The sequence below is a fragment of the Claveliimonas sp. genome (assembly GCF_037273965.1).
Classification (GTDB): domain Bacteria; phylum Bacillota; class Clostridia; order Lachnospirales; family Lachnospiraceae; genus Claveliimonas; species Claveliimonas bilis.
On the sequence record NZ_JAYAZJ010000047.1, the window covers coordinates 17,367 to 41,917 of the forward strand.

At 45.7% G+C, this 24,551-nt stretch carries 19 protein-coding genes and 1 pseudogene; all 20 read left to right on the top strand.

The window, feature by feature from the left end:
• Positions 1 to 14: 14 nt before the first annotated feature.
• A pseudogene (locus tag WJ238_RS03115) lies at positions 15 to 803 on the top strand (Cof-type HAD-IIB family hydrolase); the annotation flags it as partial.
• Positions 804 to 827: 24 nt separating this feature from the next.
• Positions 828 to 1,208, top strand: a complete 381-nt coding sequence (locus WJ238_RS03120) for an MGMT family protein (RefSeq protein WP_337606132.1) — start codon at positions 828 to 830, stop codon at positions 1,206 to 1,208.
• A gap of 178 nt (positions 1,209 to 1,386) precedes the next feature.
• Positions 1,387 to 4,920: a SpaA isopeptide-forming pilin-related protein gene (locus WJ238_RS03125; RefSeq protein ID WP_337606116.1), complete on the top strand. Its 3,534-nt coding sequence runs from the start codon at positions 1,387 to 1,389 to the stop codon at positions 4,918 to 4,920.
• Positions 4,921 to 5,144: 224 nt separating this feature from the next.
• Positions 5,145 to 5,867 (top strand): GntR family transcriptional regulator, encoded by a 723-nt coding sequence (locus tag WJ238_RS03130; RefSeq protein ID WP_337606117.1) that lies wholly within the window; start codon positions 5,145 to 5,147, stop codon positions 5,865 to 5,867.
• Positions 5,868 to 5,901: 34 nt separating this feature from the next.
• Positions 5,902 to 6,828, top strand: coding sequence for a carbohydrate kinase family protein (locus WJ238_RS03135; protein WP_337606119.1), 927 nt, complete (start codon positions 5,902 to 5,904; stop codon positions 6,826 to 6,828).
• Positions 6,829 to 6,865: 37 nt separating this feature from the next.
• Positions 6,866 to 7,987 (top strand): SIS domain-containing protein, encoded by a 1,122-nt coding sequence (locus tag WJ238_RS03140; RefSeq protein WP_337606120.1) that lies wholly within the window; start codon positions 6,866 to 6,868, stop codon positions 7,985 to 7,987.
• Between the two features lie 23 nt (positions 7,988 to 8,010).
• Complete coding sequence (locus WJ238_RS03145) at positions 8,011 to 8,811, top strand: BtpA/SgcQ family protein (RefSeq protein WP_316266243.1); 801 nt, start codon at positions 8,011 to 8,013, stop codon at positions 8,809 to 8,811.
• A 37-nt stretch (positions 8,812 to 8,848) separates the two neighbouring features.
• The gene (locus WJ238_RS03150) at positions 8,849 to 10,411 is read left to right on the top strand and encodes a response regulator transcription factor (RefSeq protein WP_337606121.1); all 1,563 of its coding nucleotides are present in this window, start codon (positions 8,849 to 8,851) and stop codon (positions 10,409 to 10,411) included.
• Positions 10,412 to 12,139: a sensor histidine kinase gene (locus WJ238_RS03155; RefSeq protein ID WP_337606122.1), complete on the top strand. Its 1,728-nt coding sequence runs from the start codon at positions 10,412 to 10,414 to the stop codon at positions 12,137 to 12,139.
• 153 nt (positions 12,140 to 12,292) lie between these two features.
• Positions 12,293 to 13,789, top strand: a complete 1,497-nt coding sequence (locus tag WJ238_RS03160) for a sugar ABC transporter ATP-binding protein (RefSeq protein ID WP_337606123.1) — start codon at positions 12,293 to 12,295, stop codon at positions 13,787 to 13,789.
• 16 nt (positions 13,790 to 13,805) lie between these two features.
• Entirely contained in the window at positions 13,806 to 14,747 is a 942-nt protein-coding gene (locus tag WJ238_RS03165) for an ABC transporter permease (RefSeq protein WP_337606124.1), read from the top strand.
• Positions 14,748 to 14,810: 63 nt separating this feature from the next.
• On the top strand, positions 14,811 to 16,004 hold the full coding sequence (locus tag WJ238_RS03170) for a sugar ABC transporter substrate-binding protein (RefSeq protein ID WP_337606125.1): 1,194 nt from the start codon (positions 14,811 to 14,813) through the stop codon (positions 16,002 to 16,004).
• Positions 16,005 to 16,016: 12 nt separating this feature from the next.
• Positions 16,017 to 16,976, top strand: a complete 960-nt coding sequence (locus tag WJ238_RS03175; protein ID WP_337606127.1) for an ABC transporter permease — start codon at positions 16,017 to 16,019, stop codon at positions 16,974 to 16,976.
• 38 nt (positions 16,977 to 17,014) lie between these two features.
• On the top strand, positions 17,015 to 18,076 hold the full coding sequence (locus WJ238_RS03180; RefSeq protein ID WP_337606128.1) for a nucleoside hydrolase: 1,062 nt from the start codon (positions 17,015 to 17,017) through the stop codon (positions 18,074 to 18,076).
• A 68-nt stretch (positions 18,077 to 18,144) separates the two neighbouring features.
• Positions 18,145 to 19,035 carry a ribokinase gene (locus tag WJ238_RS03185; protein ID WP_256195918.1) on the top strand — a complete coding sequence of 297 codons (891 nt, stop codon included), beginning with the start codon at positions 18,145 to 18,147 and terminating at the stop codon, positions 19,033 to 19,035.
• Between the two features lies 1 nt (position 19,036).
• Positions 19,037 to 19,573, top strand: a complete 537-nt coding sequence (locus WJ238_RS03190) for a prolyl-tRNA synthetase associated domain-containing protein (RefSeq protein WP_337606129.1) — start codon at positions 19,037 to 19,039, stop codon at positions 19,571 to 19,573.
• A 149-nt stretch (positions 19,574 to 19,722) separates the two neighbouring features.
• Positions 19,723 to 19,893 carry a hypothetical protein gene (locus WJ238_RS03195; RefSeq protein WP_337606130.1) on the top strand — a complete coding sequence of 57 codons (171 nt, stop codon included), beginning with the start codon at positions 19,723 to 19,725 and terminating at the stop codon, positions 19,891 to 19,893.
• A gap of 127 nt (positions 19,894 to 20,020) precedes the next feature.
• Positions 20,021 to 21,010, top strand: a complete 990-nt coding sequence (locus tag WJ238_RS03200; protein WP_256195912.1) for an SPFH domain-containing protein — start codon at positions 20,021 to 20,023, stop codon at positions 21,008 to 21,010.
• A gap of 52 nt (positions 21,011 to 21,062) precedes the next feature.
• Positions 21,063 to 21,251, top strand: coding sequence for a type II toxin-antitoxin system antitoxin (locus tag WJ238_RS03205; protein WP_230107046.1), 189 nt, complete (start codon positions 21,063 to 21,065; stop codon positions 21,249 to 21,251).
• 119 nt (positions 21,252 to 21,370) lie between these two features.
• Positions 21,371 to 24,547 (top strand): UvrD-helicase domain-containing protein, encoded by a 3,177-nt coding sequence (locus WJ238_RS03210; protein WP_230107045.1) that lies wholly within the window; start codon positions 21,371 to 21,373, stop codon positions 24,545 to 24,547.
• The last annotated feature ends 4 nt before the right edge of the window (positions 24,548 to 24,551 follow it).

Here is a 24,551-nt window from a genome sequence, read left to right on the forward strand (position 1 = left end):
GGTATGAAAGCAAGATGAAGATAAAGTGTATTGCCCTTGATCTGGACGGTACGGTTCTGGATGGAAGGGGCGAGCTAAGTCAGGGGAATAAAGAGGCGCTGGAAGAAGCGGCGGCCCGGGGAATAGAAGTCGTCGTCGCAAGCGGCAGGTCCCTTCATTCTCTTCCGGAAGAGATCACGGCGCTTTTGCAGATCCGATATGCGATCACATCCAATGGCGCTGCCGTTTATGATCTTAAGACAGGGGAATGTCTTAAGAAATGCTATTTGACGCCGGAGTCCGTGGAAAGGATCCTTCGCTGTACGGAAGGAGAGCCGGTTGTGTTTGAGGCATTTATCGATGGGAAGCCCTATGCACAGAGAGAATACACGGAAGAGCCGATGCGCTTCGGCGCTTCCAGCCATGCAGTTTCTTATATACAGAGGACACGGACGCCTGTAGAGGATATGCGGGCGTTTTTAAAAGAGCATGAAACCAAGCTGGAAAGTATTGATATCGTTGTCCGGGAAAAGGCCCTGAAACATCAAATGTGGAAAATGCTGGAGAACAAGGTGGAAAATGTGTATATCACCTCGTCCGTCCCCCAACTTCTTGAGATTTCCCACCGGGATTCCGGAAAGGAGAAGGCGGCCGGTTTTCTCCTGGAATATCTGGGCCTTAAAAGAGAGGAGCTTGCCGCTTTTGGAGACGGGGATAACGACAGTGCTCTCCTGGAATTTGCCGGTGTTGGAATTGCCATGGCAAATGCTTCCGAAACATGCCGGGAAAAGGCGGACCGGCTTACGTTGTCTAATGATGAGGATGGAGTGGCGGTGGGAATCCGCAGAATTTTTTCTTCCGGTTTTGATTTTTATGAAAGAGCCGGGATTGTCTGCAGAAGCATCCCTTATGGAAAAGCAGCGACTTATGGCCAGATCGCTCTCCTTTGCGGGAAGCCGGGAAACGCCCGGCAGGTTGGTTATGCCCTGAACAAAGGCAGGCTGGGGGAGGATATTCCGGCTCACCGGGTAGTAAACAGCAAAGGGATCCTAAGCGGTGCGGCGGCTTTTGATACTTTTGACATGCAGAAGATGCTTCTTCAGGGAGAAGGAGTAAAAGTCGAAAGAACAGAAGGCGGCTGGAAGATCGATCTGAAAAAGTACGGCTGGAAAACAATGCTGGAGGATGCAAAGCGGTTTCGGCAGATATTTGAGGAGAAGGGAATCTGATTTGAGAAAATCAGATTTTTTTCTTGCATTTGAATGGGAAATATGTTAACTTATTAGTCACAGAAAGCAGTTCTGCTGTTCTAAATGATCATTTTTATTTTCAGTCAGGCGTTTCGCCAAATGATACCAGATGTGAGAGAAATTTTGAGACAGGATCTTAGAAAAAGGAGGAAAGATATTGTCAGGGAAAGGGAAAAGAATATTGTTTTTGGGAGCGCTGGCTATGGCGGCGCTTCTGTTTCCGGCTGTGACCGATACAGTCCCCGAAATGCAGGCGGCCGGTATGGGAGACACTTATACAGTGACTGCCAGTGATTTCCGCTATAATACCAGGGAAATGCCGGTGGGATATTTTGAACTCAGCAATGGGAAAATGGCATTCTGCGCCTGTCATGAGGCGAAACCGCCTTCCAAGGGAACAGCGATGACTGTGACCGCTGTTTATACTGCCGAAAACAAAGGAAATGAGCTTTTGAGAAAGGTTTATTACTATGGATTTAAAGGCCCCGGCGACGTGGGAGCATCCTATGGCGAGACTTCGCTTGCAGGCTCTGTGGCTAACGGACACATGGATGTGGACGATACCGGCGAGAGCGATGTGGGACATGGAAAGGCGTTCATCAGCCGGATTTCAAATTTAAGCCCGGCGCCCAAAGGTTTTAATGTGTACAAGATCAGCACGGGAAACAGCGCTTATCAGGATCTGACCTTCTGGGATTACCGTCCGGAAGGGAAACTGACTTTGATGAAAACATCAGTCAACAGGGGAATTTCCGGGACGGGAAGCGCCTACAGTCTGAAAGGCGCAGTATACGGAGTCTATACAGATGAGGCCTGTACCAAAAAGGCAGGAGAGCTGCAGACAGATGATGAAGGAAAGAGCAATACACTGACGCTGGCTGCAGGGACATATTATGTGAAAGAACTGAAAGCGTCTCCGGGCTATGGACTGGATAAGCGTATCTATAAGGTTCAGGTGACATCTCAGGGAAACGAATCCCTGCAGGTGGAAGAACAGCCCCAGTACCAGAAGATGGATCTTCTGGCGGTAAAATACGACAGTGAAAAGGAGCTGGAAAAAGAAGGAGGCCGGGAAATCGGCACGCCCCAGGGGGCAGCAAGCCTTGGCGGAGCGGAATTTACCTGCAGATTTTACGGCGGATTTTATGATACGCTGCAGGAGCTGCAGGGGAAAAGTCCGCTGAAAACCTGGGTATTTCGAAGCGGGGAGGACGGCAGAGTTTATTTCAGGAAAGAAGATCTGATAAGAGGAGACTCCTTCTGGAGCGATGCAAAGGGGAACCCCATCCTGCCTCTTGGAACAGTGACAATTGAGGAAACGGCGGCGCCGGAAGGATATAACAGAAACGAGGAGATTTTTATACGGAAGATCACATCGGAAGGAAGCGGGGAAACCGTGCAGACATACCAAAGAACGGAAGTGCCGGAAGACATCATAAGGGGCGACGTGGAACTGATCAAGGTATATCAGCCGGAAGATGAAAAGGAAGACACCCTGCAGGGAATTGAAGGAGTGGTCTTTTCTATCACATCAAAAACAACGGGAAAAGAGGTTATGCGCATCCGGACAGATGAAAAGGGCCGGGCAGATACAAAAAGCAAAGACCACCCCAGAGGAGGACTTGTCTATGATACCTATATTGTGAAAGAAGTGAAAACGCCGGAAGGATATAATGCAGTCAGGCCTTTTGAAGTGACGATACAGCAGGAGAATACGGTGGTTGGCGGCGTCTATAAACAGGATACCCTGATCAGCAGCGCTATACAGGTTCAGAAGATCGACAGAGGAACAGGAAAGGTTATACCAAGAGCCGGAGCTAAGTTTCAGCTGCTGGATGAAAAGAAACAGAAAATTACCATGACGACCTATTATCCTTCAGTGCGGGAATATGATACCTTTACTACGGATGAGGACGGAAGATTTACATTTCCGTCAAAGCTGGGTTATGGTACTTACTATCTGAGAGAAGTGAAAGCGCCGGAAGGCTATCTTCTGAACAAAGAGGATATAAAATTTACTGTTTCAGAGGATCTGGACTGGGGAAAACCTCTTATTATCTCCTGTGCAGATGACAACGCCATGGGAAGGATCAGTCTGAAAAAATACGAGAAAGATATGAAAGAATATTTGGAGGGAGCGGTATATGAAGTGAGAGCGGCGGAGGATATCGCGACGCCTGACGGGACCAGACGCTTCCAAAAAGGAGAACTGGCAGATACCATTACCACATCAAAAGAGGGTCCTGTGTTCAGTAAAAATCTCTGGCTGGGCGAGTATATTTTAAAGGAGATAAAGCAGCCGGAGGGCTATGTGCTGGATCCCAAGGAATATAAGGTCAGCCTGAAATACAAAGATCAGGAAACGGCGGTAGTTACAGAAGAAAAAACGGTGTACGATGTCCCGTCCACATTGATCATAGAAAAATATAAAAAAGGGGAGGAAGATATAAAGCTTCCGGAAGTAAGTTTCCAGATATGGCCTGAAAATAGGCCCCAGGAGAAGGCAACTTATACGACGGATCAGGAAGGCAGGATCACCGTAAAATATATGATGCCGGATACGGTATATTGCATTCAGGAGATAAAGCCGCTGCCGGGATATCTTCCGGATGAGAAGATCCATACGGTAAAAACGGACAGGAAAGGGCAGGTGGAAGGAGGAGAGATTTATACGCTCCGTCTGGAAAATGACTGTACAAAATACAGGATCAGCAAGCAGGACATTACTACCGGGCAGGAGATCAAAGGAGCGAAAATGACCCTCTATCTGCTGGAGGAGGACGGAAGCCGGACAGAAACTGAAAGCTGGACTTCCGGGGATGAACCATATTATATTGAGGAACTGATCGTGGGCCGGACATATGTATTGGAGGAAACGGTGGCGCCGGACGGGTATCTCCAGGCACAGGAGATCACATTTACGGTTCCTGAAAGCGGTGAGATACAGACAGTAATTATGAAAGATGAAAATGCTATGGGAAAAATCTCCATCAGTAAGCTGGAGGCAGGAGAAGAAGAGATTTTCCTGTCGGACACCGTTTTTGAGATCCGGGCAGCAGAGGACATTATAACACCGGAAGGAACGGTACGGCTGAAGAAAGGCGAGCTTGCGGATACCATTACAACGGAAGGAGAAGCGGCGCAGTCCAGGGAATTATTTCTGGGAAAATATACGGTAAAGGAAGTAAAGCAGACGCCGGGCTATGTGCTGGATGACAGGGAATATGAAGCCAGCCTTACATACAAAGACCAGCATACGGCCCTTGTGACGGAAAACCTGGAAATTTTCAATGAGCCGACGAAGCTCCATATCTGTAAAAAAGATGCCGGCAGCGGGAAAATGCTGGAAGGCGCCAGACTTAAGCTGGAAAAGAGAAAGGAGGATGGAAGCCGAAGCACAATTGCACAGTGGACATCCGGAAAGGTGCCACAGGAATTTGAACGGCTGGTTCCGGGACAGTATATTCTGACGGAAGAGGAGGCGCCGAACGGATATGAAATTGCCGAAGAAATTGTCTTTACTCTGGAAGAAACCGCAGAAGTACAGACTGTGGATATGCTGGATCAAAAGCGGGCAGAGACAGTCAAGACAGGAGATAATTCTCTGATCGTAAGCAGGGCTTTGCTGCTTGCGTTGGCGGCGCTGCTGGCAGGCTGGGTGCTGTGGAGAAGAGACAGAGAGGAAGAGTAAAAAGAAAGATCGACGGTGAAAAAGGGAGGACTCTGATACAAAGAGTTCTCTCTTTTTGTGCGATACACCCGGATGGTGACCGCTGTCCCTGACCGATCGGAGGGGAATATAACAAAAACAAACAAAATATGAAAATAGATACATTGCGAAGAAAAAACAGGGAGAATAAAATCAGGATAACATGACATCATGATGTCGCAAACTTGAAAGTAAGGAGCAGAGCCTTGGGAAGAGAGAAGCCATATTATCAGCAGGTGAGAGATGATATCAGAGAAAAAATTAAACAGGGCCATTACCGGCAGGGGCAATATCTTCCCTGTGAACAGAAGCTGGAAAAGGAGTACGGAGTCAGCAGGACAACAGTGAGAAGCGCCATCAGCGAGTTGGTGCAGGACGGTTATTTGTATATTGTCAGAGGGAAGGGGACCAAGGTGGCATATTCCAAATTGATGGACAATAACCCCAGTCTCCTAAGTTTTACTGAGATTTTGAAAAGTCACGGGTACGAGTCGCAGATGATAGAAAGAACAATAGAGGTCATAAAAGCGGATGACAATCTTTCCGGAAAACTGGGGCTGCAGCAGGGGGAAGAGATTATCCATATCTATCGTGTGAGAGGGACAGACAATGAACCGATTTCTGTTAACCACTCTTATTTTCCTAAAAAACTGTTCCGGGAAAAAGAGATTCCGCTGCTTCTTGAAGGGGATTCCATGTATGAAAATCTGCAAAAATATTTCCACATCGTTATTACAGAGATTCGTGAGGAAATATGGGCTATATCGGCAGGAAAAAAGTACGCGGAAATACTGGATGTAAGCAGGCAGGCTCCGCTGCTTGCTTTTGAGAGAGAATCCTTTGACCAGGAAGGGAATCTGATAGAGTACAGTGAGGTGGTGTATCGGTCTGACAGATACAAACATGCAGTCGCAATGAGAAAAAAATAAAGAAAAAAGAATGAAAGGCGAGGAGTGAAGATGTATGAAAAAGGCAAAAAGAGCGGTTGTCATAGGAGATGTTTTTGTCGATATGATTTCCGAAATTGAGGGGTTTCCAGAGCGGGGCGGAAGGACATATGGAGTTCCCTTTGGAAGAAGCGAAGGCGGAACGGCAGGAAATATAGCCGCCGGGCTGTCAGCTCTTGGAATGGATACGGCAATTATAGCCGGTATAGGGGAAGACGAGTCGGGAGAATTTCTCTTAAAGGGCCTGGAACAAATCGGAGTAGATGTAAGCTGGATCCGGCCAAAATCGGGACTGCATTCAGGGACTACTGCGATTTTTACGGACCTTCAGGGTGAAAGGGATATTTATATGCTGGTAAGAGGATCGGCATTTGAAAAACTGGAGACAGAAGATTTTGCCTGTCTGGAAGAAATACAGCCGGATATCCTGTGCCTGACAGGAGTTCTTGCGGGAATCTGTCCGGCACAGGAGGCTGTTGTGGAAGCAGCACGGAAATGGAAGGGAAAAGCAGAACTGTACTTTGATCCCAACTTATGCTATCCGGCAGACAAGGTTCCTCCAAAAGTAAAAGAAGGCGCCTGTCAGATAGCGGATCTGTGCGATGTCGTACTGACTGGTGAAACGGAAATGAAAGCACTTGGCCTGACCCCGAAAGAAGGACAGTCTTATGTGATCAAATGCGGAGGACAAGGCTCCAGGCTGATGAACGACCGGCAGGAAATCGTTTTTCAAATTCCGGCAACACGTCATAGACCGGTGGATACAACAGGAGCGGGAGATACTTATATGGCTGCTTTCGTGGCGGCGCGGGCACAGGGGAAAACTATGGAAGACGCTATGAAATATGCATCGGTAGCAGCAGGAATCTCTGTAACAAAAAAAGGAGCCAGAAATATGCCTTCGTTATCTGAGATTGAAAAGGGTATAGAGGAATATAAGTAATCAGGAAAAACATGAAGCAGACAAAGGAGGAAGAATTATGAAAGACTGGAACACCTATTTTTTCCCGCAGGAGGTAATGGAACAGGCGGAAGCGATCAGAAACTGTACAGAGGAGCTGAAAGGACAGATTGAGAATATTGCAGACATCTGTCGGAATGTACGGAAGATCCATATTGTGGGATCCGGGGACTGCTATTTTATCAGCCTGGCGGCTGCAGAGGCGTTTCGCCAGCTGACCGGGACAGAAGCTATGGGATATGAGGCCTATGACTATTTTCTGGAAAAACCCGAGGTAAATCCCGAGACGATGGTGATCTTATTCAGTTCTTCGGGGAAATCTCTCTATGTACGCAAGGCACTGGATTATGTGAAAGAATGTCAGGGAATCTCAGTAGGAGTAACAAATCATAAGGAAAGTCCGCTGGGAATGGAAAGCAGTGAGGTACTTCTTACAGCAGCGATCGGAGTGTCCAGAACATTTCCTACCAAAACAACAACAAGCTCCCTTGCGCTGATGTATTCCTTGGCCTTTGAGCTGGCAAAAGAAAAGGGAAAGATTATGGAGGAGGAAAGGGTGAACCTGCAAAGGGAGATCAGAGAAGCAGTGCCCCGGATGATAGAAAGAATATATGCAGAAGAGAAAGAGAAAATACAACAATCTGCTCAGAGTTTTCTGGAAGAACGGTGTTATACTTATGTAGGGAGCGGTCCTGCCAGAAGCACTGCCATGATCGGGGCAGCCAAAATCGTGGAGACTTCCAGAGGTCATGTGACATTCTGCAATGCAGAGGAATATATGCATCTCCATGGATTTTCGGTCAAAAGTCCGGATGCGGTTATTGTGATCGGAAACAATATTCTTGATCACAGAGAAAGACAGGTTGTGGAATATGCCTGCGACCAGAAGGCGAGAGTTCTGATCGTGGGGGCGGTTGCCAAAGAGCAGAATTCTGAAAATGCGGTATATCTTGCGCCGTGGCTGGGAGAATTATCTCCATGGGGAGGCAGTATATGCGCAATGACGGTCCTTCATTTATTTGCCTGCGAGTTGTCGCGGCTTTCCTATAAGGATCCGGATCAGCCCCATGATGTAAATCTGAAAAAGGTAATCGACCTGTTGTACACAGGGCCGGTAGCCGGATGGCAGGTAGAGGAATAAGCATTTTAAAAAAGGAGGAAGGAATGTTTCGAAAAATATTTCAAAATAAAAAACCGGTAATCGGAATGGTGCATTTAAAGGCACTGCCGGGAACTCCGGCCTGCAGTCTAAGCTGGGAGAAGATTCTGGATCTGGCGCTGCATGATGTAGAAGAGCTGTGTGCGGGAGGAGTGGACGGAATACAGGTTGAGAATCAATTTGACCGGCCGTTTCTGAAACCGGAAGATATGGGGCCGGAGACAGCAGCGTTTCTTACAGCGGCAGGATGCGCTATCAGGCAGCGTTTTCCCGAGATTCCTATGGGGATGAATGTTCATTTAAACGGTGGCATGCATGCGCTGGCGGCAGCGAAAGCCTCAGGAGCCTCCTGGGTCAGAGTCTTTAATCTGGCCAACGGTTATATTTCAAACAGCGGTTATGTGGATGCGGCAGGACCGAAGATCATGCGTTACCGGCGTCTGATCGATGCACAGGATATTATGATATTCGGAGATTTTCAGGTGAAACACGGAAGCCATGCGATTACTTCGGACCGTACACTGGAAGAAAAGGCGAAAGATATAGAAGAAAGCATGGCGGATGCCGCGGTGATCACAGGAAGCAGAACCGGAAAAGCGCCGGATAAAGAGAGCATTCTGCAGGTAAAGCGGACAATTCATATTCCGCTTTTGGCAGGAAGTGGATTAAATGTCAAAAATGTAGCTGAACTTTGGGGGATGCTGGACGGTGCAATTGTTGGAAGCAGTTTTAAAAAGGACGGTGATCTGTCAGCTCCTGTGGAACGGGAACTGGTAGAAGAATTTGTCAAAGAAATCCCGTCTTGACAAGAAAGACATAAAACATCAAAAGGGGCGAAAAACGATGAAAAAAATACCGGTTATGATTGTGGATGATGAGAAATTGGTATTGGAAGACTTAAGGACACTGGTTGATTGGGACGCCCTGGGATTTGAGATTATTGCCACGGCGTTTAATGGCAAGCAGGCATGGGTGAAATATAATCAATATCATCCAAGAGTTATATTTACAGATGTCAAAATGCCTTTTATGAATGGTCTTGAATTGATCAGGAAACTGCGAGAGACAGACAACGAGGTGTATATTTTTTTGCTGACGGCATACGAAGATTTTTCTTATGCGAAAACAGCCATTCAGTATGGGGTAAGAGACTATGTGATAAAGAGTACTCTGGATGAAAAGACATTTACAGAACTTCTGAAAAAGCTGTATCGGACGATAGAGGATCAGGGAAAATGGAAGGATATTGTAAAAGAAAAAGCGATATCCGAGTTTTTGGAAGTGCCTGATCTTCAGGAAGCGGATCTTCCTAAGGTTCTCAAAGGAAAGGCGTATGGATATCTGCTGGTAGAGCAGGATCTGCCGATCCGTCTGCCGGGGGATCCATTGGAAGACAGCCTTATGTGTTCCCGAAAAGAGATTGCCTCTGCCATCCTCAAAGAAGAAACAGCAGAGTATGAGCTGATCGTCAGCTATTCACCGGATAACCGGATTCTGGTTGTTATGGATATTCCGGCTCTGTCACAGAAAAATGTGACAGAAATACTTTATAAATATGCAAAACAGATTCAGGACAGGCTGAAGGAAACGTTTCACTGCTCCTTTACGATTTACGTAGTGGATTATAAAATGAGCCTTCCTGAATTAAAAAGATGTGAAGAAAAATATCAGTCTGTGTTCCGGAAAAAATATTTTACAGGATGCGGGCAGATCATTCATCTGACAGATACAAAGGTGCGGACAAATGAAAAAACGATGCCTGTGATCGTAGAAACCGAATATTTTCAGGATATGATCAACAGAAGGAATGCAGAAGAGGTGAGGAAATATCTACAGGAGATTTTCCGGAAAATCTGTGAGGCAGAAGACGATAGAAGCCTAAAAAGTGTTTCGAGAGATTTCTATGAAATCCTGAGAAGAAATAACAGGCAGCTTCCGGACTACATGGAACGTCAGGACATAGGAACAGAGAAAAACTGGGACAGATGGCTGGACGGCATACGTCTGGAAGAGTGGTTTGAAGTTTCCTTCCTTCTGCTTATCCACGCAAGAGAAAAGGTTCACTTCAGTGAATATTCCCGTCCGGTAGTGAAGGTAATGGAATACATTTCAAAATACTACGGGAAACATGATCTGACGATACGGGAAATTGCAGAAACAGTACATTTGAGTTCCGGTCATTTATGCAGTCTTTTTAAAAGAGAAACCGGGAAAACTCTGAACAGTTACATTACGGAAATAAGGATTGAAAAGGCAAAGAGACTATTGGAGGAAGGAGACATGAGAGTGTATGAAGTATCGGCAGCAGTAGGATATCAGTCCAGTCAATATTTCAGCCAGATTTTTTTCAAACTTGTAGGTACTTATCCGACAAACTATCAAAAGGAAAAAGGGAGGCTGTCATAGGTGGAGAAAACAATCAGAGAAAAGATTTCCAATAGAATTATTGTGATCGGAATTGCGATGGGAGTTCTCTCCTGTGTAGTTTTTTATGCTTTATTTGTCCCGGGGCTGGAACAGGATGCGATCGAACGTGCGGAAAATACGAATACAGAAGTAATTTCACAAGTAGATACTCTTGTCTCCTTTGTCCAGGATTATACGGAAAATCTTGCTCTTTCGGTAGCGCAGAATGAGGAAATTCTGCGCTATTTTTCTGACCCGGAAGAGCAGAATCGAAATATTGCTTCACTGAATTTAAACAATCTGATCAGTTATGAGGGGTCTATCCGATGTGTTATGATTTCCAGCCAGAATGTACCGGCACTGGATTCTTTAAGTGAAGTAGATGAAGCGGACAGAGAACTGATTGAGACAAGCTGGTATAAAAATCTGGAAAAAGCGGAATATGGAAGAGGTGTTTCGGGAGTATACAAAGTAACAATTAATAATGCGGAAAAATATACAGCAGCATATCTGAAAAATTTTTATCATGGGAATCAGAAATATACCTACGTTGTTTTTATGGAGCTGAATGACCTGATACGAACGTTTCGTGTGCTGACAGATCACACACTGGACTATGCGGAACTGGTGGATGGAAACGGAGATGTCATTTGCTCCCAGGGAAACGAAAGATGGCAGGAAAAAGCACATGAAAATGTAGAGGGAAATCAGCAGATTGTCAGTGAAAAAGGAAACAATGGGATTCAGTTTATTGACACATCCCTGACCAGCAAATGGCAGGTGGCGTCCTATGTGGCTGACCGGACTATTTTTATGACGTTTGCCTATTATATCATTGGAGCTATGGTTGTCTTGTGCCTGTTTGTACTCGTGACTCTGGCAGTGCTTTCTAAAGTGATCGGGAAAATTATTGAGCCTATCAGTATATTATCAGCAGGAATGAAGGAAGTGGCGAAGGGAAATCTGGACTGTAGGATAGAAGAGATCCCGGATGATGAAATCGGCCTTTTGAGTGATTCTTTTAATAAAATGGCAGAGGAATTAAAAGATAGTCTCGATGTGATCGCCAGGAAGGAAAAAGAAGAGCAGCAGACAAGATTCAGCCTGCTGATCAGTCAGATCGATCCCCACTTCATCTATAATACCATCAACAGTATTAATTATCTGGCGAGGCGGGAAAGATGCAAAGATATCATTAAAGTTAATTCCGCTTTGATTTTTATTCTTCAGGACAGACTGCGGATCAATAATATAGAGTTTACAGATACCATTGAAAATGAAAAAAAGGTCATTGAGCAGTATATTGTGATCGAGCGCTATATGTACGATGGAAATCTGGAACTTATCTGGGAAATAGAAGAGGGTCTTTCCCAGGAGCAGATTCCAAAAAACATGCTCCAGCCTCTGGTGGAAAACGCTTTGTTCCATGGCTTGATCGATGAAGAAAGCGGAGAGCTGAATGGTAAAATTGTTATTCATATATCTAAAAAAGAAGAAGAGATCATTGCCAAGGTGGAGGATAACGGCATGGGAATGGATGAAGAACAGTTAAGGAAAGTGAGGCGGGAATTATACGGAGAAGCAGAAAGAGGAAAGAGCATCGGGCTTTCCAATATCAGAAAAAGACTGGAATATCTGTATGGAAGTACAGAAAGTATCAAAATTGAAAGTGAAAAGGGAAAAGGAACGTGCATTACGCTGATTTTTAAAAGCAGATACTTCATCTGAAAATAAAAAAATGCATAATAAAACCTCTGAAATATAAAGAAAAGTATACAAAATATTCAAATATCAAACAAAAAATGAAATTTGTATTAGTGTGCAATTTTTCCTGCTTTTCTATAATAGAGGCATCAAAAAGAAGAGGTGTAAGAGACGGGTATGAAAAACGATTATTTATTTAAAGGAGAAGATATCTGCAAATCTTTTGGAAGCACCCAGGCTTTAAAGAATGTAACAATTACGATCAGCAGAGGAGAGATTCATGGTCTGATTGGTGAGAATGGATCTGGAAAGTCTACATTTTCTTCTATCTGTGCCGGTATACAGAAGGCGGACAGCGGGAAATTGTATTTAGATGGAAAAGAATACATTCCATCCGGGACAGTAGATGCCATGGATAAAGGAGTCAGTATGGTGGTCCAGGAGCAGGGGACAGTGGGAAAGATCAGTGCCTCTGCCAATATATTTTTCGGAAAAGAGGCAATGTTTGTAAAAGGCGGAGTGCTGAATGTCCGGAAAATGAATCAGGAAGCTTCCAGAGTACTGAATGATATGGGTATTACCCATATTGATCCTCAGGTAATGATTGATACGCTTACATTTGAGGACAGAAAACTGATCGAGCTTGCCAGAGCGCTTTATACTTCTCCGAAACTCTGGATCGTGGATGAGACAACGACAGCTCTGACAGTAAATGGACGGGATATCCTTTACAGTCTTATGAACAGGATAAAGGAAGAAGGAGGTTCCGTACTGTTTATTTCCCATGACATTGACGAGATCATGAAGATGTGCGACGCGCTTACGATCTTAAGAGACGGCGTTATGACAGCGACATTGGAAAAAAGTGAGTTTGAAGAAAACAAGATCAAACAGCTGATGATCGGAAGAGAGATGTCAGGACATTATTACAGGGAAGACACCGAGGAAAGTATCGGAGAAGAGGTGGTTCTGGAAGCGCAGAATATCACAGGAGGAGTCCTGAAAAATGTATCTGTGTCCCTGCATCGGGGAGAAATCTTAGGTGTAGGAGGCTTGAGCGACTGCGGAATGCATGATCTTGGAAGAGTAATGTTTGGTCTGACAAAGCCGGATATCGGAAAGGTACAGAAAGGAAAAGGAGAAAAAGTAAAAAATGCGAAATGGGCTGTCGAGCATGGCATTGCCTACATTTCCAAAAACAGAGACAGAGAGGCAATGATGACTTTATGCAGCATTAAAGATAATATCTGTCTGCCGTCATTAAAACAGCTGGCAAAAGGCGGGTTCATTCTGAAGAAAAGTGAAAGAAATCTCTCGTCTAAGTGGGCGGAAAATATGGAGGTAAAGGCAAATTCTGTAGAGCAGTTCTGCAATACCTTAAGCGGTGGAAACAAGCAGAAAGTCGTGCTGGCCAAATGGCTTGCGAAAGGCTCGGATATTATGATCATGGACTGCCCTACCAGAGGAATCGATATCGGTACAAAGGCGTCGATCTATCAGCTGATCGAACAGCTGAAGAAAGAAGGAAAATCAATCCTGCTTATTTCGGAAGAACTGCCGGAACTGATTGGTATGAGTGACAGAATCGTGATCCTGAAGGATGGAGTGCTCTCGGGAGAGTTTTACCGGTCAGAGGGACTCACAGAAGCAAAACTGATTCAGAAAATGATTTAGGGGAAGGCAGAGGATTATGAAAAGTGTAAGTGCAAAAATGCAGGGAAAAGATTTTATTCGTAACTATTTTTCGTTTATCGGGCTGATATTGGTTGTGATCGTCTTTCATGTGCTGACAGAGGGGAATCTTATCAGCTCCAGAAATATGATGAATATTTTTAATAATTTCTTCAGCATCGGTCTTGGAGCCATCGGTGTCATGTTCCTTATGTCCCTTGGAGAGCTGGATTTATCAGTGGGGGCAATTATGGGATTTGCTTCGGCCATGGGAGCGTTTTCAGCTCAGGTTCATGTGGCGCTTATCATTCCTGTGTGTCTTTTGACAGGGCTGGCGATCGGAGCGCTGAACGGAGTTATGATTTCCAGACTGAAGGTGGAGTCTTTTATCGGGACGCTGGCGATGTCGTTTATTGCCAGGGGACTGACGACATATTTTTTGAACGGGACAGTGGGAATCCCATTGACACAGCGCATGTTTGATCAAAGCTATGTGAAGATCGCCGTATTTCTTGTTGTGGCGATTGTATTCTATCTGTTGTTTGAATACAGGGCTTACGGAAAACAGTGCAGGGCGATCGGAGCATCAGCGGAAGCGGCAAGACAGTCCGGCGTCAATGTAGAGCGGGTCAGATTTCTGGCGTTTGCAATATCCGGATTACTGTGCGGACTGGCAGGATTTTTCAGTCTGGTCAGAACCTGTACCGCTTCTTCCAGTACAGGAGAGGCTTTCGAATTTGAAGTGCTGCTGGCAGTACTTTTCGGAGGAATGCCATTGTCCGGAGGCTGGTCTGTAAAATTCCGGGCAGCCATTGTGGGCAGTATTGCAATGGCGGTTATGCAGAACGGAATGTCGCTGATGGGCATTGACGGACTGACACAGCAGATTGTGGAAGGAGTGATCCTGATCATTGTTGTAGTGATTTCCTTTGACAGGAGAAATACGGTTGTCATTAAGTAAAGCAGATGAATTTTACAGGGGCGCTTCCCCTGTGAAAATAAAAAAAGAAAAGGAGAGAAAGATATGAAAAAGTTACTATCCGTGAAAAAAGTAGTATCCATGCTTCTTGTCCTTGTTATGGTTATGGGACTGGCAGTTGGATGCGGCAGCAGTTCATCAGAAAGTGAGGAGGACACAAGTTCGGGAGGCGGAGACAATCCGGAAGCATTTACAATAGGATTTCCGTGGCAGACCTCTTCTACAGACCCCACATTTGTATCCATTGAAAATAATGTAAAGGCTGCAGTTGAGGCAGCTGGCGGGGAACTGGTAGTTGTAGAAAGCGATCTGACTGCAGATGATCTGATCAATAATGTTTCTGACCTTATCAGCCGGGGAGTAGACGGAATTATTTTAATGCCGGCCTCAGATTCTATGCTGGCGACGGTAAATCAGATGTGTACAGAGGCACAGGTATATTATGCTACCATGTTCCGTACCATTAATGACGAGTCTATCAAGGAAGAAGTTTACGCCTCTGACTATTTTGCAGGAGGCTGCAATGAGGAAGATGAGACGGCAGCTTATGACATTGTAAATTCCATGGTAGAGCAGGGCGTGGAAAACCTTTGTGTTATCAACATTGCAAAAGGCGACACTTCTTCTGACCTTCGTGATCAGGGCGTGGAAAGAGCGGTAGAAGAAACAGGCATCAATCTTCTGAATACGACATACAACATTACTGCTCAGACTGACATGACAAAGACAATAGAAAGCTATATTGCCGCATATCCGGAACTGGATGGTATTCTGCTGGCAGGAACATACTGTGATGCAGCACTTCCGACAATTGAAAAAGCGCTTTCCGATCATGGCATGGACGGAGAGATCATTGTAGGACGTATTGACTTTGACTTTACAATGGGCGAATATCTGGAAGCTGGCTCCTTCCACGTATCTTATGGCGGACAGCAGCAGATCGATCCCCTGCTGTCAACAGCGATTCTTGTAAACAAAGTTATCGGTACTCCGATCGTAGAGGACGGACCTTTTGTTCAGGTATGCAATTATCTGGAGCTGACATCCAGCGAAGAGGCACAGGAATATCTGACATATTTCCTGGGCGACAATGCGGTATTTACGCCGGATGAAATCAAGGAAAGCATGATCAAATTCTATGACGACAGCATTAATGCCGATACTTATCAGGAAATCGTAGACAACTTCTCTGTAGCAGATGTGGCACAGAGACACGAAGGCATGGAGAGCGAGGAATAAGCAGAAACAACTATGAAAAAATGGATAAAGAAAATCGGAATGACGCTGGCTCTTCCGGTGATCGTATATGGAATTTTTCTGATCATATGTTTTGACCGGTTCAGTAACCTGAACTGTGTATCGACAATTTTTCTTCAGTCTATTGTATCTGTTATTACAGCTTATGCTTATGCGTTTATTTACATGAGCGGACTGTTTGACTTTACGATAGGATCCAGAATTATTATAAGTGGACTGGTAGGGGGGATAGCCTCCTCCCAGTTCGGTATGGCGGGGCTCCTGCTTGGTTCGTTAATTGCAAGCGTGGCTGTGGCAGCACTTACAGGAGCCCTGAATTGGATCTGTAAGATACCGTCGCTGATTTTGACGATGGCGCTGACGATGGTGTTTGAGATCGTGGGGAAAAATATTGCCGGAAGATTCAGTTTTGTAAGCATTGACTATCAATATGCAGTATTGGGATCTGTTCCCTGGATTGTAGTTGTATTGATCGTCTGTGGACTTTTGTTCTACTTCATTTTCAATTTTACAAAATTCAGCTATCATATGAGAGCGATTGGAAGTAATGAGGCAGTATCAAAAAATGCAGGTATTCGTGTACAGTGGATAAAATTCCTCTGTTTCGTAGTGGGAAGCATTTTTGCTGCTGTGGCAGCGGTACTGACGATCAGCCAGTCAGGATCTATGGGGGCACAGACCAACCTGGGAAGTGCAACACTTCTTTTTCAGCCATTGATGGCAATTATTATTGCAGTTGTACTCCAGCCGGCATGTAATATGGCAATTGGAATTTTTGTAAGTCAGTTTACATTGAATACAATTTTTATTGGTCTGATCGCGGCGGGATTTCCGGATACTTTCCAGAATATCTTCCTGGGAGTGTTCCTTCTCATTGTTATGATCATTACAAACAATGTAGAAACTTTGAAAGAATATCTGCATAAGCGCCGGCTTGCTGCAAAAGCAGCTTAAAACAAGAAATCCAAAGAACGAGAAAAGGAGGAAGAATCATGAATTTTCCTAAAATTTCAGAAGAGGAGAGAATAAAAATGCTGGCGCCTCCGGCGGGAAAAGTGAGGATGGTGCTGGATACAGATACATACAATGAGGTGGATGACCAGTTTGCTCTTTCCTATGCACTGATGTCTCCGGAGCGTCTTCAGGTGGAAGCAGTTTATGCCGCGCCCTTCTCTTCCGGATTTTTTGACAGGCTGCTTGCCAAAAAGACGGATCAGGTAACTGTCCCGATGACAAGTGATCTGAAAGAGGGATTGGAGCAGAGTTATCAGGAGATCATTAAAATTTTTGGCATGCTGGAAATGGATCCGGCTGGAAAAGTATTCCGCGGATCGGAACATTATATGACAGAAAAAGATGTGCCGGTAGAGTCCGACGCAGCGAGAGATCTTATCAAACGCGTGAAAGAAAGCGATGAAACTTTGTATGTCGTAGCGATCGGAGAGATTACAAATATTGCGTCAGCCATTTTGATGGAACCGGAGATCATAAAAAAGATTGTGATTGTATGGCTGGGAGGGCAGCCCCTGTACTGGCCTCATACATTGGAATTTAATCTGGGACAGGATGTACTGGCTTCTCAGGTCATTTTCGACAGCGGTGTCCCACTGGTACTGGTTCCGTGTATGACAGTGGCGTCCCATCTGACGACAACAGAGGCAGAGCTGGCGGCAAAGCTGAAGGGAAAGAGCAAGATCGGAACCTATCTGGCGGATACAGTGATCAGCCAGTTAAGTCCGGAAGCGGCAGACAACATGCTTTCTTTATTCAGACTTACCTATTTACAGGAAGTGGATGACTATGATAAATTTATGAAAGAAGAGATTCCATTTCACGGAATGGCTCCTTCCAGAATTATCTGGGACATATCAACGATCGGATATATGATCAATCCCCACTGGTGTCCATCTGCTCTTGTAGAAGCGCCTTATCTCACAGATGATGTGAGGTGGAAAGCAGGTGAAAAGAGGCATTCGATACGGGTATGCAACTTTGTTTACCGGGATGGTATTTTCGGTGATATGTTTGAGAAGTTGGGGCGTGCGCCTAAATAAAGGTATAAAAAGCGCCGGAGTGGAAACAGATTTTCTGCTCCGGCGTTTTGTGATAAGGAGGCATACAGGTGAAAGTTTTAAATTTTGGATCACTGAACATTGATTATACGTATCAGGTGGAGCACATTGTAAATCCCAAGGAAACGATTTCCTCTCTTGGGCTGGAAGTTTTCCCGGGAGGAAAGGGGCTTAATCAGTCCATTGCTCTTGCAAAGGCAGGGGCGGAAGTATATCATGCAGGCCTGATCGGCGAGGACGGCCTGTTCTTGAAAGAAGTGTGCAGCAGCAATCATGTGCACACAGATTATATAAAAGAATCAGATACGCGGACCGGAAATGCGATCATTCAGGTGAGCAGCGCCGGAGAAAACAGCATTATCTTGTTTCCCGGGGCAAACCGGCAGAATACGAAGGCATATGTGGATGAGGTGCTGGGACATTTTGAGGAAGGAGATATTCTGCTTCTGCAAAATGAGATAAATGAAGTGGATTATCTGATCGAAAAAGGAAAAGAAAAGGGCATGACCGTTGCCTTTAACCCTTCTCCTTTTGACGATTATGTAAGAAAATGCGATCTGACAAAGGTAGATCTGTTTTTTGTCAATGAAGTAGAAGGAGAGCAGATTACAGGGGAAAAGCTGCCGGAAAACATCATTGCATGTATGAGAGAACAGTTCCCGGAGGCGGAAATTGTTTTGACCCTGGGTGAAAACGGCGCCATCTGGAGTGGAAAAAACGAGAATATTGCAGTGCCTGCAGTCCCGGCGGAAGCAGTGGATACTACTGCGGCAGGAGATACATTCACCGGATATTTTCTTGCAGCTGTCATAGAGGGACGAAACAAGAGACAGGCATTGGAAAGGGCGGCTATGGCATCGGCAATGGCAGTTGCCAAAAAGGGGGCGTCCATTTCTATTCCATGGAAGGAAGAAGTAGATCAAAAAATAGGGAGTGAATAAGATGAACGTATATGAGGGAAGACCGGAGGATTTTGAGTGCCGGAAGGAAAAAGAACAGAAAGTATATGAAATTTTGGACAGCCTTGGTATCAGATATCAGCGGGTAGACCACGAACCGGTAGCTACTATTGAAGCCTGCCGGGAAGTGGATGAGGCTCTCGGGATTGAAATATGTAAGAATCTGTTCCTGTGTAACAGGCAGAAAACAAAATACTATCTGCTTGTAATGCCGGGAAGCAAGAACCTGCAGACAAAAGAACTTTCGCCTCAGATTCCATCCTCCAGACTTTCCTTTGCTTCCGGGAAGGATATGGAGAGACTGCTGAATGTATCGCCGGGATCGGCGACGATCATGAGTCTCCTCTACGACCCGGACAATCAGGTGCAGCTTCTTGTTGACGAGGAAGTGCTTGCCGGGGAAACATTCGGATGTCATCCCTGTGTCAATACATCCAGTATGAAACTTCAGACAGCGGATGTATTTGGACCGTTCCTGGAAGCAGTCCATCATGATTATATTAAAGTAAAACTTGGTTAAAAAAATAACGGGGGACGTAACAAATTGCAAGTTTACTACGTGTCCCGTTATTTTTTTAACTTATAGCGTATAAACCTTTTCCATCTTGCATAAACTAATGAAAGCCCGGAAAATCCACAATCAGAAGGAGCATGAATGCAGTGAAAAGCATGGAAAGGTATAGCATGAAAGTTCCAGGGAAACAGGAGCGGTGCATCATTTGCGGACAAGTGACAGATATAGAGAAGGACTGGCCTGTTGCAATGCGAAAGCATTATGTGGAGGGGGCCGGTCAGCTTTGCAGAAAGTGTTATCTTGAAATTTATTCCGATGGAAATTAGCAGTAAGGGACAGGAATTTTGCCGTTTCAGGCGGTGAAAATCCTGTCCCTTATTGACATGTAAAAGGATGGATGCTATGATAATGATATCAAAATGATATCAATTTAAAACGAAGGGGGAAAGAAAGATGAGTAAGGAAAAAATTCAGGAAGAAAAGATTCTTCACCCGGCAAGCGGATATGCTATGATGTTTATAGGAATTGTGGGAATGCTTCTGGGTATTGCCCTTATGGTTTTAGGACCGATATTTGGAAGTTTGTCCGGAAGCGGTTTTTTGATCGGCGTCGGTATTACACTTGGCATTATCGTTGAGACAGCAGCGATCATTCTGCTCTGTGGGCTTAAGGTACTCAATCCTAATGAAGCTTATGTGTTTACTGTTTTCGGAAAGTATTACGGCACATTGAAGAAACCTGGATTTTTCTGGGTAAATCCTTTCTGCAGCGCTATTAATCCTATTATAAAAGGGGCGCCGATTGTCACATCTAATGGAGGCCGTAATGTATCTATTTCTACAGGGGGAAGAGAAAAGAAAGTTTCTTTGAAGGCCATGACGCTTGACAATAAGCTTCAGAAGGTTAATGATCAGCTTGGAAATCCCGTAGAGATCGGTGCAGTGGTAATCTGGCGGGTAGTAAACCCTACAAAAGCAGTGATCAATGTGGAAAACTATAAGAATTATCTTTCCATTCAGTGCGACTCTATTATTCGGAATACGGCAAGACAGTATCCTTACGATACAAGCGAGGACGGAGATGAGAAGTCTCTCCGCGGCAGCAGTCAGGAAATTGCAGACATCATGGGACATGAACTGCAGCAGAAAGTAGAAGAAGCAGGCATTAAAATACAGGAAGTGCGCATCACTCATCTTGCCTATGCGCCGGAGATCGCATCCGCTATGCTTCAGAGGCAGCAGGCAGCCGCTATCATTGATGCCAGACAGAAGATCGTAGAGGGAGCTGTCGGCATGGTGGAAATGGCGCTTAATAAGCTCAATGAAAATGACATTGTGGAGCTGGATGAGGAGAGAAAGGCAGCCATGGTGAGCAATCTGCTTGTTGTCCTGTGCGGAAATAAGGATGCACAGCCGATCGTTAACAGCGGAAGCCTTTATTAAAACTGCTTTTTATTAAATTGTTGAAAAGGCAGGAACGGGAGGGGGAAAGCTTTTGGAAAAAGAAAAGAAAGCATCGGACAAAACCAAAGCGAAGAAACAGGTTCCCCTTCGGCTGTCTCCCAAATTATATGAGGAGATTGCACAGTGGGCGGAAGATGATTTCCGGTCAATGAATGGGCAGATAGAATATCTTTTGACAGAGTGTGTGAAACGCCGGAAAGGAAAGAAGGATACCATATAGAGGGAAAACAGAAGGCAGGAGGAAAGTCGGATCACCCGTTTCCTCCTGCCTTTGGTTGTGCTTTTTTGCCTTTCATATTATAATAAGTGGCAGAGCAAAAGCGGAAAGAAGGAATCTTTATGTACATAGCAGATCTGCACATCCACTCCAGATATTCCCGCGCTACCAGCAAAGACTGCACGCCGGAATATCTGGATCTGTGGGCGAGAAGAAAGGGAATCCATATTGTAGGGACAGGGGATTTTACTCACCCGGCCTGGAGAGAAGAGCTGAAGGAAAAGCTGGAACCGGCAGAGGACGGACTGTATGTATTGAAAAAGGAATATCGGATTCCTGATCCGGCAGGAGAAGGGGCAGCAGATCCGCGGTTTGTTGTTACAGGAGAGATCAGTTCTATTTATAAAAAGGACGGAAAGGTACGTAAAGTCCACAGTCTGATCCTTCTTCCGGGCCTGGAGGAAGCGGAAAATATTGCGCGCCGGCTGGAGGCAATTGGAAATATACATTCCGACGGGAGGCCCATTCTGGGAGTACCCTGCCGGGATCTTCTGGAGATCGTCCTGGAAGCGTCCCCGGAGGGTATCTATGTACCGGCTCATATCTGGACTCCTCACTTTTCCCTGTTTGGAGCATTTTCGGGATTTGATACGGCAGAAGAGTGCTTTGAAGATCTGACACCCTACATCCATGCCGTAGAGACGGGGCTTTCTTCTGATCCGCCTATGAACTGGAGAGTGTCAGCTCTGGACCGCTTTCATCTGATCTCCAATTCCGACGCCCATTCCCCTGCAAAGCTTGGGCGGGAGGCTAACCTTCTGGATATAGAGTTGTCCTATCAGGGGATCTATCAGGCGATCCAGGAAGGAAAAGGACTGAAAGGAACCATTGAGTTTTTCCCGGAAGAAGGGAAATACCACATGGACGGACATCGAAAATGCGGGCTTTGTCTGACGCCGGAAGAAACGAACAAATTTGACGGCATTTGTCCGGTGTGCGGCAAAAAGATTACTATAGGAGTATCTCACCGGGTAGAGGAACTGGCAGACCGGGCGGAAGGATACCGGCCGGAGAAGGCGGCGGACTTTGAAAGTCTTGTTCCCCTTCCGGAGGTGATCGGATCCGCATACGGATGTTCGGCTGCCAGCAAGAAAGTGGTCAGAGAATATGAAAATATGCTGCAGCGCCTTGGACCGGAATTTGAGATACTAAGAAAGATTCCTCTGGAAGAAATACAAACAGTATCAGGTCATCGGATGGCGGAAGGGATAGCAAGGCTCCGGGAGGGGAAAGCAGAGAGGATCCCGGGCTTTGACGGTGAATATGGAACGATCCGGCTTTTCCGTCCGGAGGAGGTCCAGGAAACAGAAGGGCAGCTGGATTTCTTTGCTCTTCTTGGAAGGACGGAAACCGGAAATCAGGACGGGTTACAGTGTAAAAATCAGGAAGAGCTTTTAAAAGAAAAAGAGATTTCGAGTGAAAAAGAGAACGGGCAGCAGGAGAGAAAAGAAGAGCTGAATCCGCAGCAGCTTCAGGCTGTACAGTGTGCGGGAAGGAGTGTGGCTGTTCTTGCAGGTCCGGGAACCGGCAAAACAAAGACGCTGATCGCAAAGATTTTGTATCTGATGGAACACCGGAAAATAAAAGCCGGTGATATCATGGCAGTGACATTTACCAACCAGGCTGCCAGGGAGATGACGGAACGTCTGGAATCGGCTCTTGGCGGGAAAAGGCGTCTTGCAAAAATCCGGATCGGGACATTCCATGCCCTTTGTCTGTCCTTTTTAAAGGGACAGGGAAGGGAAGTCATGCTGACAACGAAGCTGGAGCGAAAAGAGATGGCGGAACAGGCAGTGGATGAGAGCCGGATCGCCATGAAGACAGAGGAATTTCTGGAAGAATTGTCACGGCAGAAGGCAGGAATGGAGCCGCCGGAGCGTACGGAAGAGGAAAAGAGGCTCTGGGAAGAAGCGGTACAAAAGTATGAAGAAGAGAAAAGGAACAATTCTTTGTTAGATTTTGATGATCTTCTTCTGGAGACTTTGGAACTTTTAGAAAACGGCGCGAAAGGGAAAAACTTCGGAACCCCTTCCTACATTCTGGTAGATGAGTTCCAGGATATTAATCCGCTTCAGTACCGTCTGATCCAGGCGTGGAACAGGGAGGCAAAAGAATTGTTTGTCATTGGCGACGCCGATCAGTCCATCTACGGATTCCGAGGCGCGTCCGCTGCATGTTTTGAATCCCTGAAAGCAGATATACCGGATCTGGAAATCATCCGGCTGACGGAAAATTACCGTTCTTCCCCGCAGATCCTGCAGGCGGCGGAAACGGTTTTGGATGGAGCACTTGGCTCAAGGCTCCACCCCAATTGCCCGGATCAGGATCCGGTGCGGCTTTATCAGGCAGGGAGCAGGATGGGAGAAGCGATCTTTATTGCCAAAGAGATCGGGCGGATGGCAGGTGGAATCGGTATGCTGGAAGCCCAGGCTCTTTCCGGGAAGGAGTATGACAGAAAAGTCCGCTCTTTTGATGAGATTGCCGTACTTTGCCGTACCCACAGGCAGGCGGCGCTGCTGGAGAAGTGCTTCAGGCAGGAAGGGATTCCCTATGTGACAGCAGGAAGGGAGAGTTTCCTGGAAGAAGAAAAAGTGCAGGGAAGCTTCTGCTTTTTCCGCTGCCTTGAACATACCGATGATATGTCCGCAAAGAAGCAGAGTGCAAAGATTTTGTGGAAACTTTCCTGGAATCCGGTAACAGAACAGATTCTGGATGAACAGATACAGAAATACCAGCCCCTTTACCGGAAGAAAAAGCCGCTGGATTTTTTGAAGAGCTGGCTTGAAGATATGCAGCTTCAGGAAAATGAAGCAATGAAAATGCTGATTTCATCCGCCGTATTTTACCCGACGATGCCGGAGTTTCTCCGGAACTTTGAGCTGGGCGTGGAAAGCGATCTGAAGCGATGCGGGGACAGAAATTATACCGCGGGAGCAGTCAGGATCATGACGCTTCATGGATCCAAAGGACTGGAATTTCCTGTTGTGATGATCTGCGGAACAGAGAAAGGGTGCATCCCGCTGGAGAGCGAGAGCTATTCTGTTGATATCAGTGAAGAAAAACGTCTTTTGTATGTGGGAATGACACGTGCCAAAGAAGAGCTGATCCTGACGTTTTCAGGAGAGGAATCACCTTTTCTTGCAGAGGTCGGAGAGTCTGTGATTCAAAGAGAACAGGGACGGATCCGCAGCAGAGAAGAGAATTACCATCAGATGACCTTATTTGAAGAAGGATTATAGATAG

Bases quoted from the DNA above. Each gene is read 5' to 3' on its own strand.
- WJ238_RS03195 (WP_337606130.1), top strand. From the start codon at position 19,723: ATGGAAAGGTATAGCATGAAAGTTCCAGGGAAACAGGAGCGGTGCATC.
- WJ238_RS03160 (WP_337606123.1), top strand. From the start codon at position 12,293: ATGAAAAACGATTATTTATTTAAAGGAGAAGATATCTGCAAATCTTTT.
- WJ238_RS03135 (WP_337606119.1), top strand. From the start codon at position 5,902: ATGAAAAAGGCAAAAAGAGCGGTTGTCATAGGAGATGTTTTTGTCGAT.
- WJ238_RS03170 (WP_337606125.1), top strand. From the start codon at position 14,811: ATGAAAAAGTTACTATCCGTGAAAAAAGTAGTATCCATGCTTCTTGTC.
- WJ238_RS03200 (WP_256195912.1), top strand. From the start codon at position 20,021: ATGAGTAAGGAAAAAATTCAGGAAGAAAAGATTCTTCACCCGGCAAGC.
- WJ238_RS03145 (WP_316266243.1), top strand. From the start codon at position 8,011: ATGTTTCGAAAAATATTTCAAAATAAAAAACCGGTAATCGGAATGGTG.
- WJ238_RS03190 (WP_337606129.1), top strand. From the start codon at position 19,037: ATGAACGTATATGAGGGAAGACCGGAGGATTTTGAGTGCCGGAAGGAA.
- WJ238_RS03150 (WP_337606121.1), top strand. From the start codon at position 8,849: ATGAAAAAAATACCGGTTATGATTGTGGATGATGAGAAATTGGTATTG.
- WJ238_RS03165 (WP_337606124.1), top strand. From the start codon at position 13,806: ATGAAAAGTGTAAGTGCAAAAATGCAGGGAAAAGATTTTATTCGTAAC.
- WJ238_RS03175 (WP_337606127.1), top strand. From the start codon at position 16,017: ATGAAAAAATGGATAAAGAAAATCGGAATGACGCTGGCTCTTCCGGTG.
- WJ238_RS03140 (WP_337606120.1), top strand. From the start codon at position 6,866: ATGAAAGACTGGAACACCTATTTTTTCCCGCAGGAGGTAATGGAACAG.
- WJ238_RS03180 (WP_337606128.1), top strand. From the start codon at position 17,015: ATGAATTTTCCTAAAATTTCAGAAGAGGAGAGAATAAAAATGCTGGCG.
- WJ238_RS03210 (WP_230107045.1), top strand. From the start codon at position 21,371: ATGTACATAGCAGATCTGCACATCCACTCCAGATATTCCCGCGCTACC.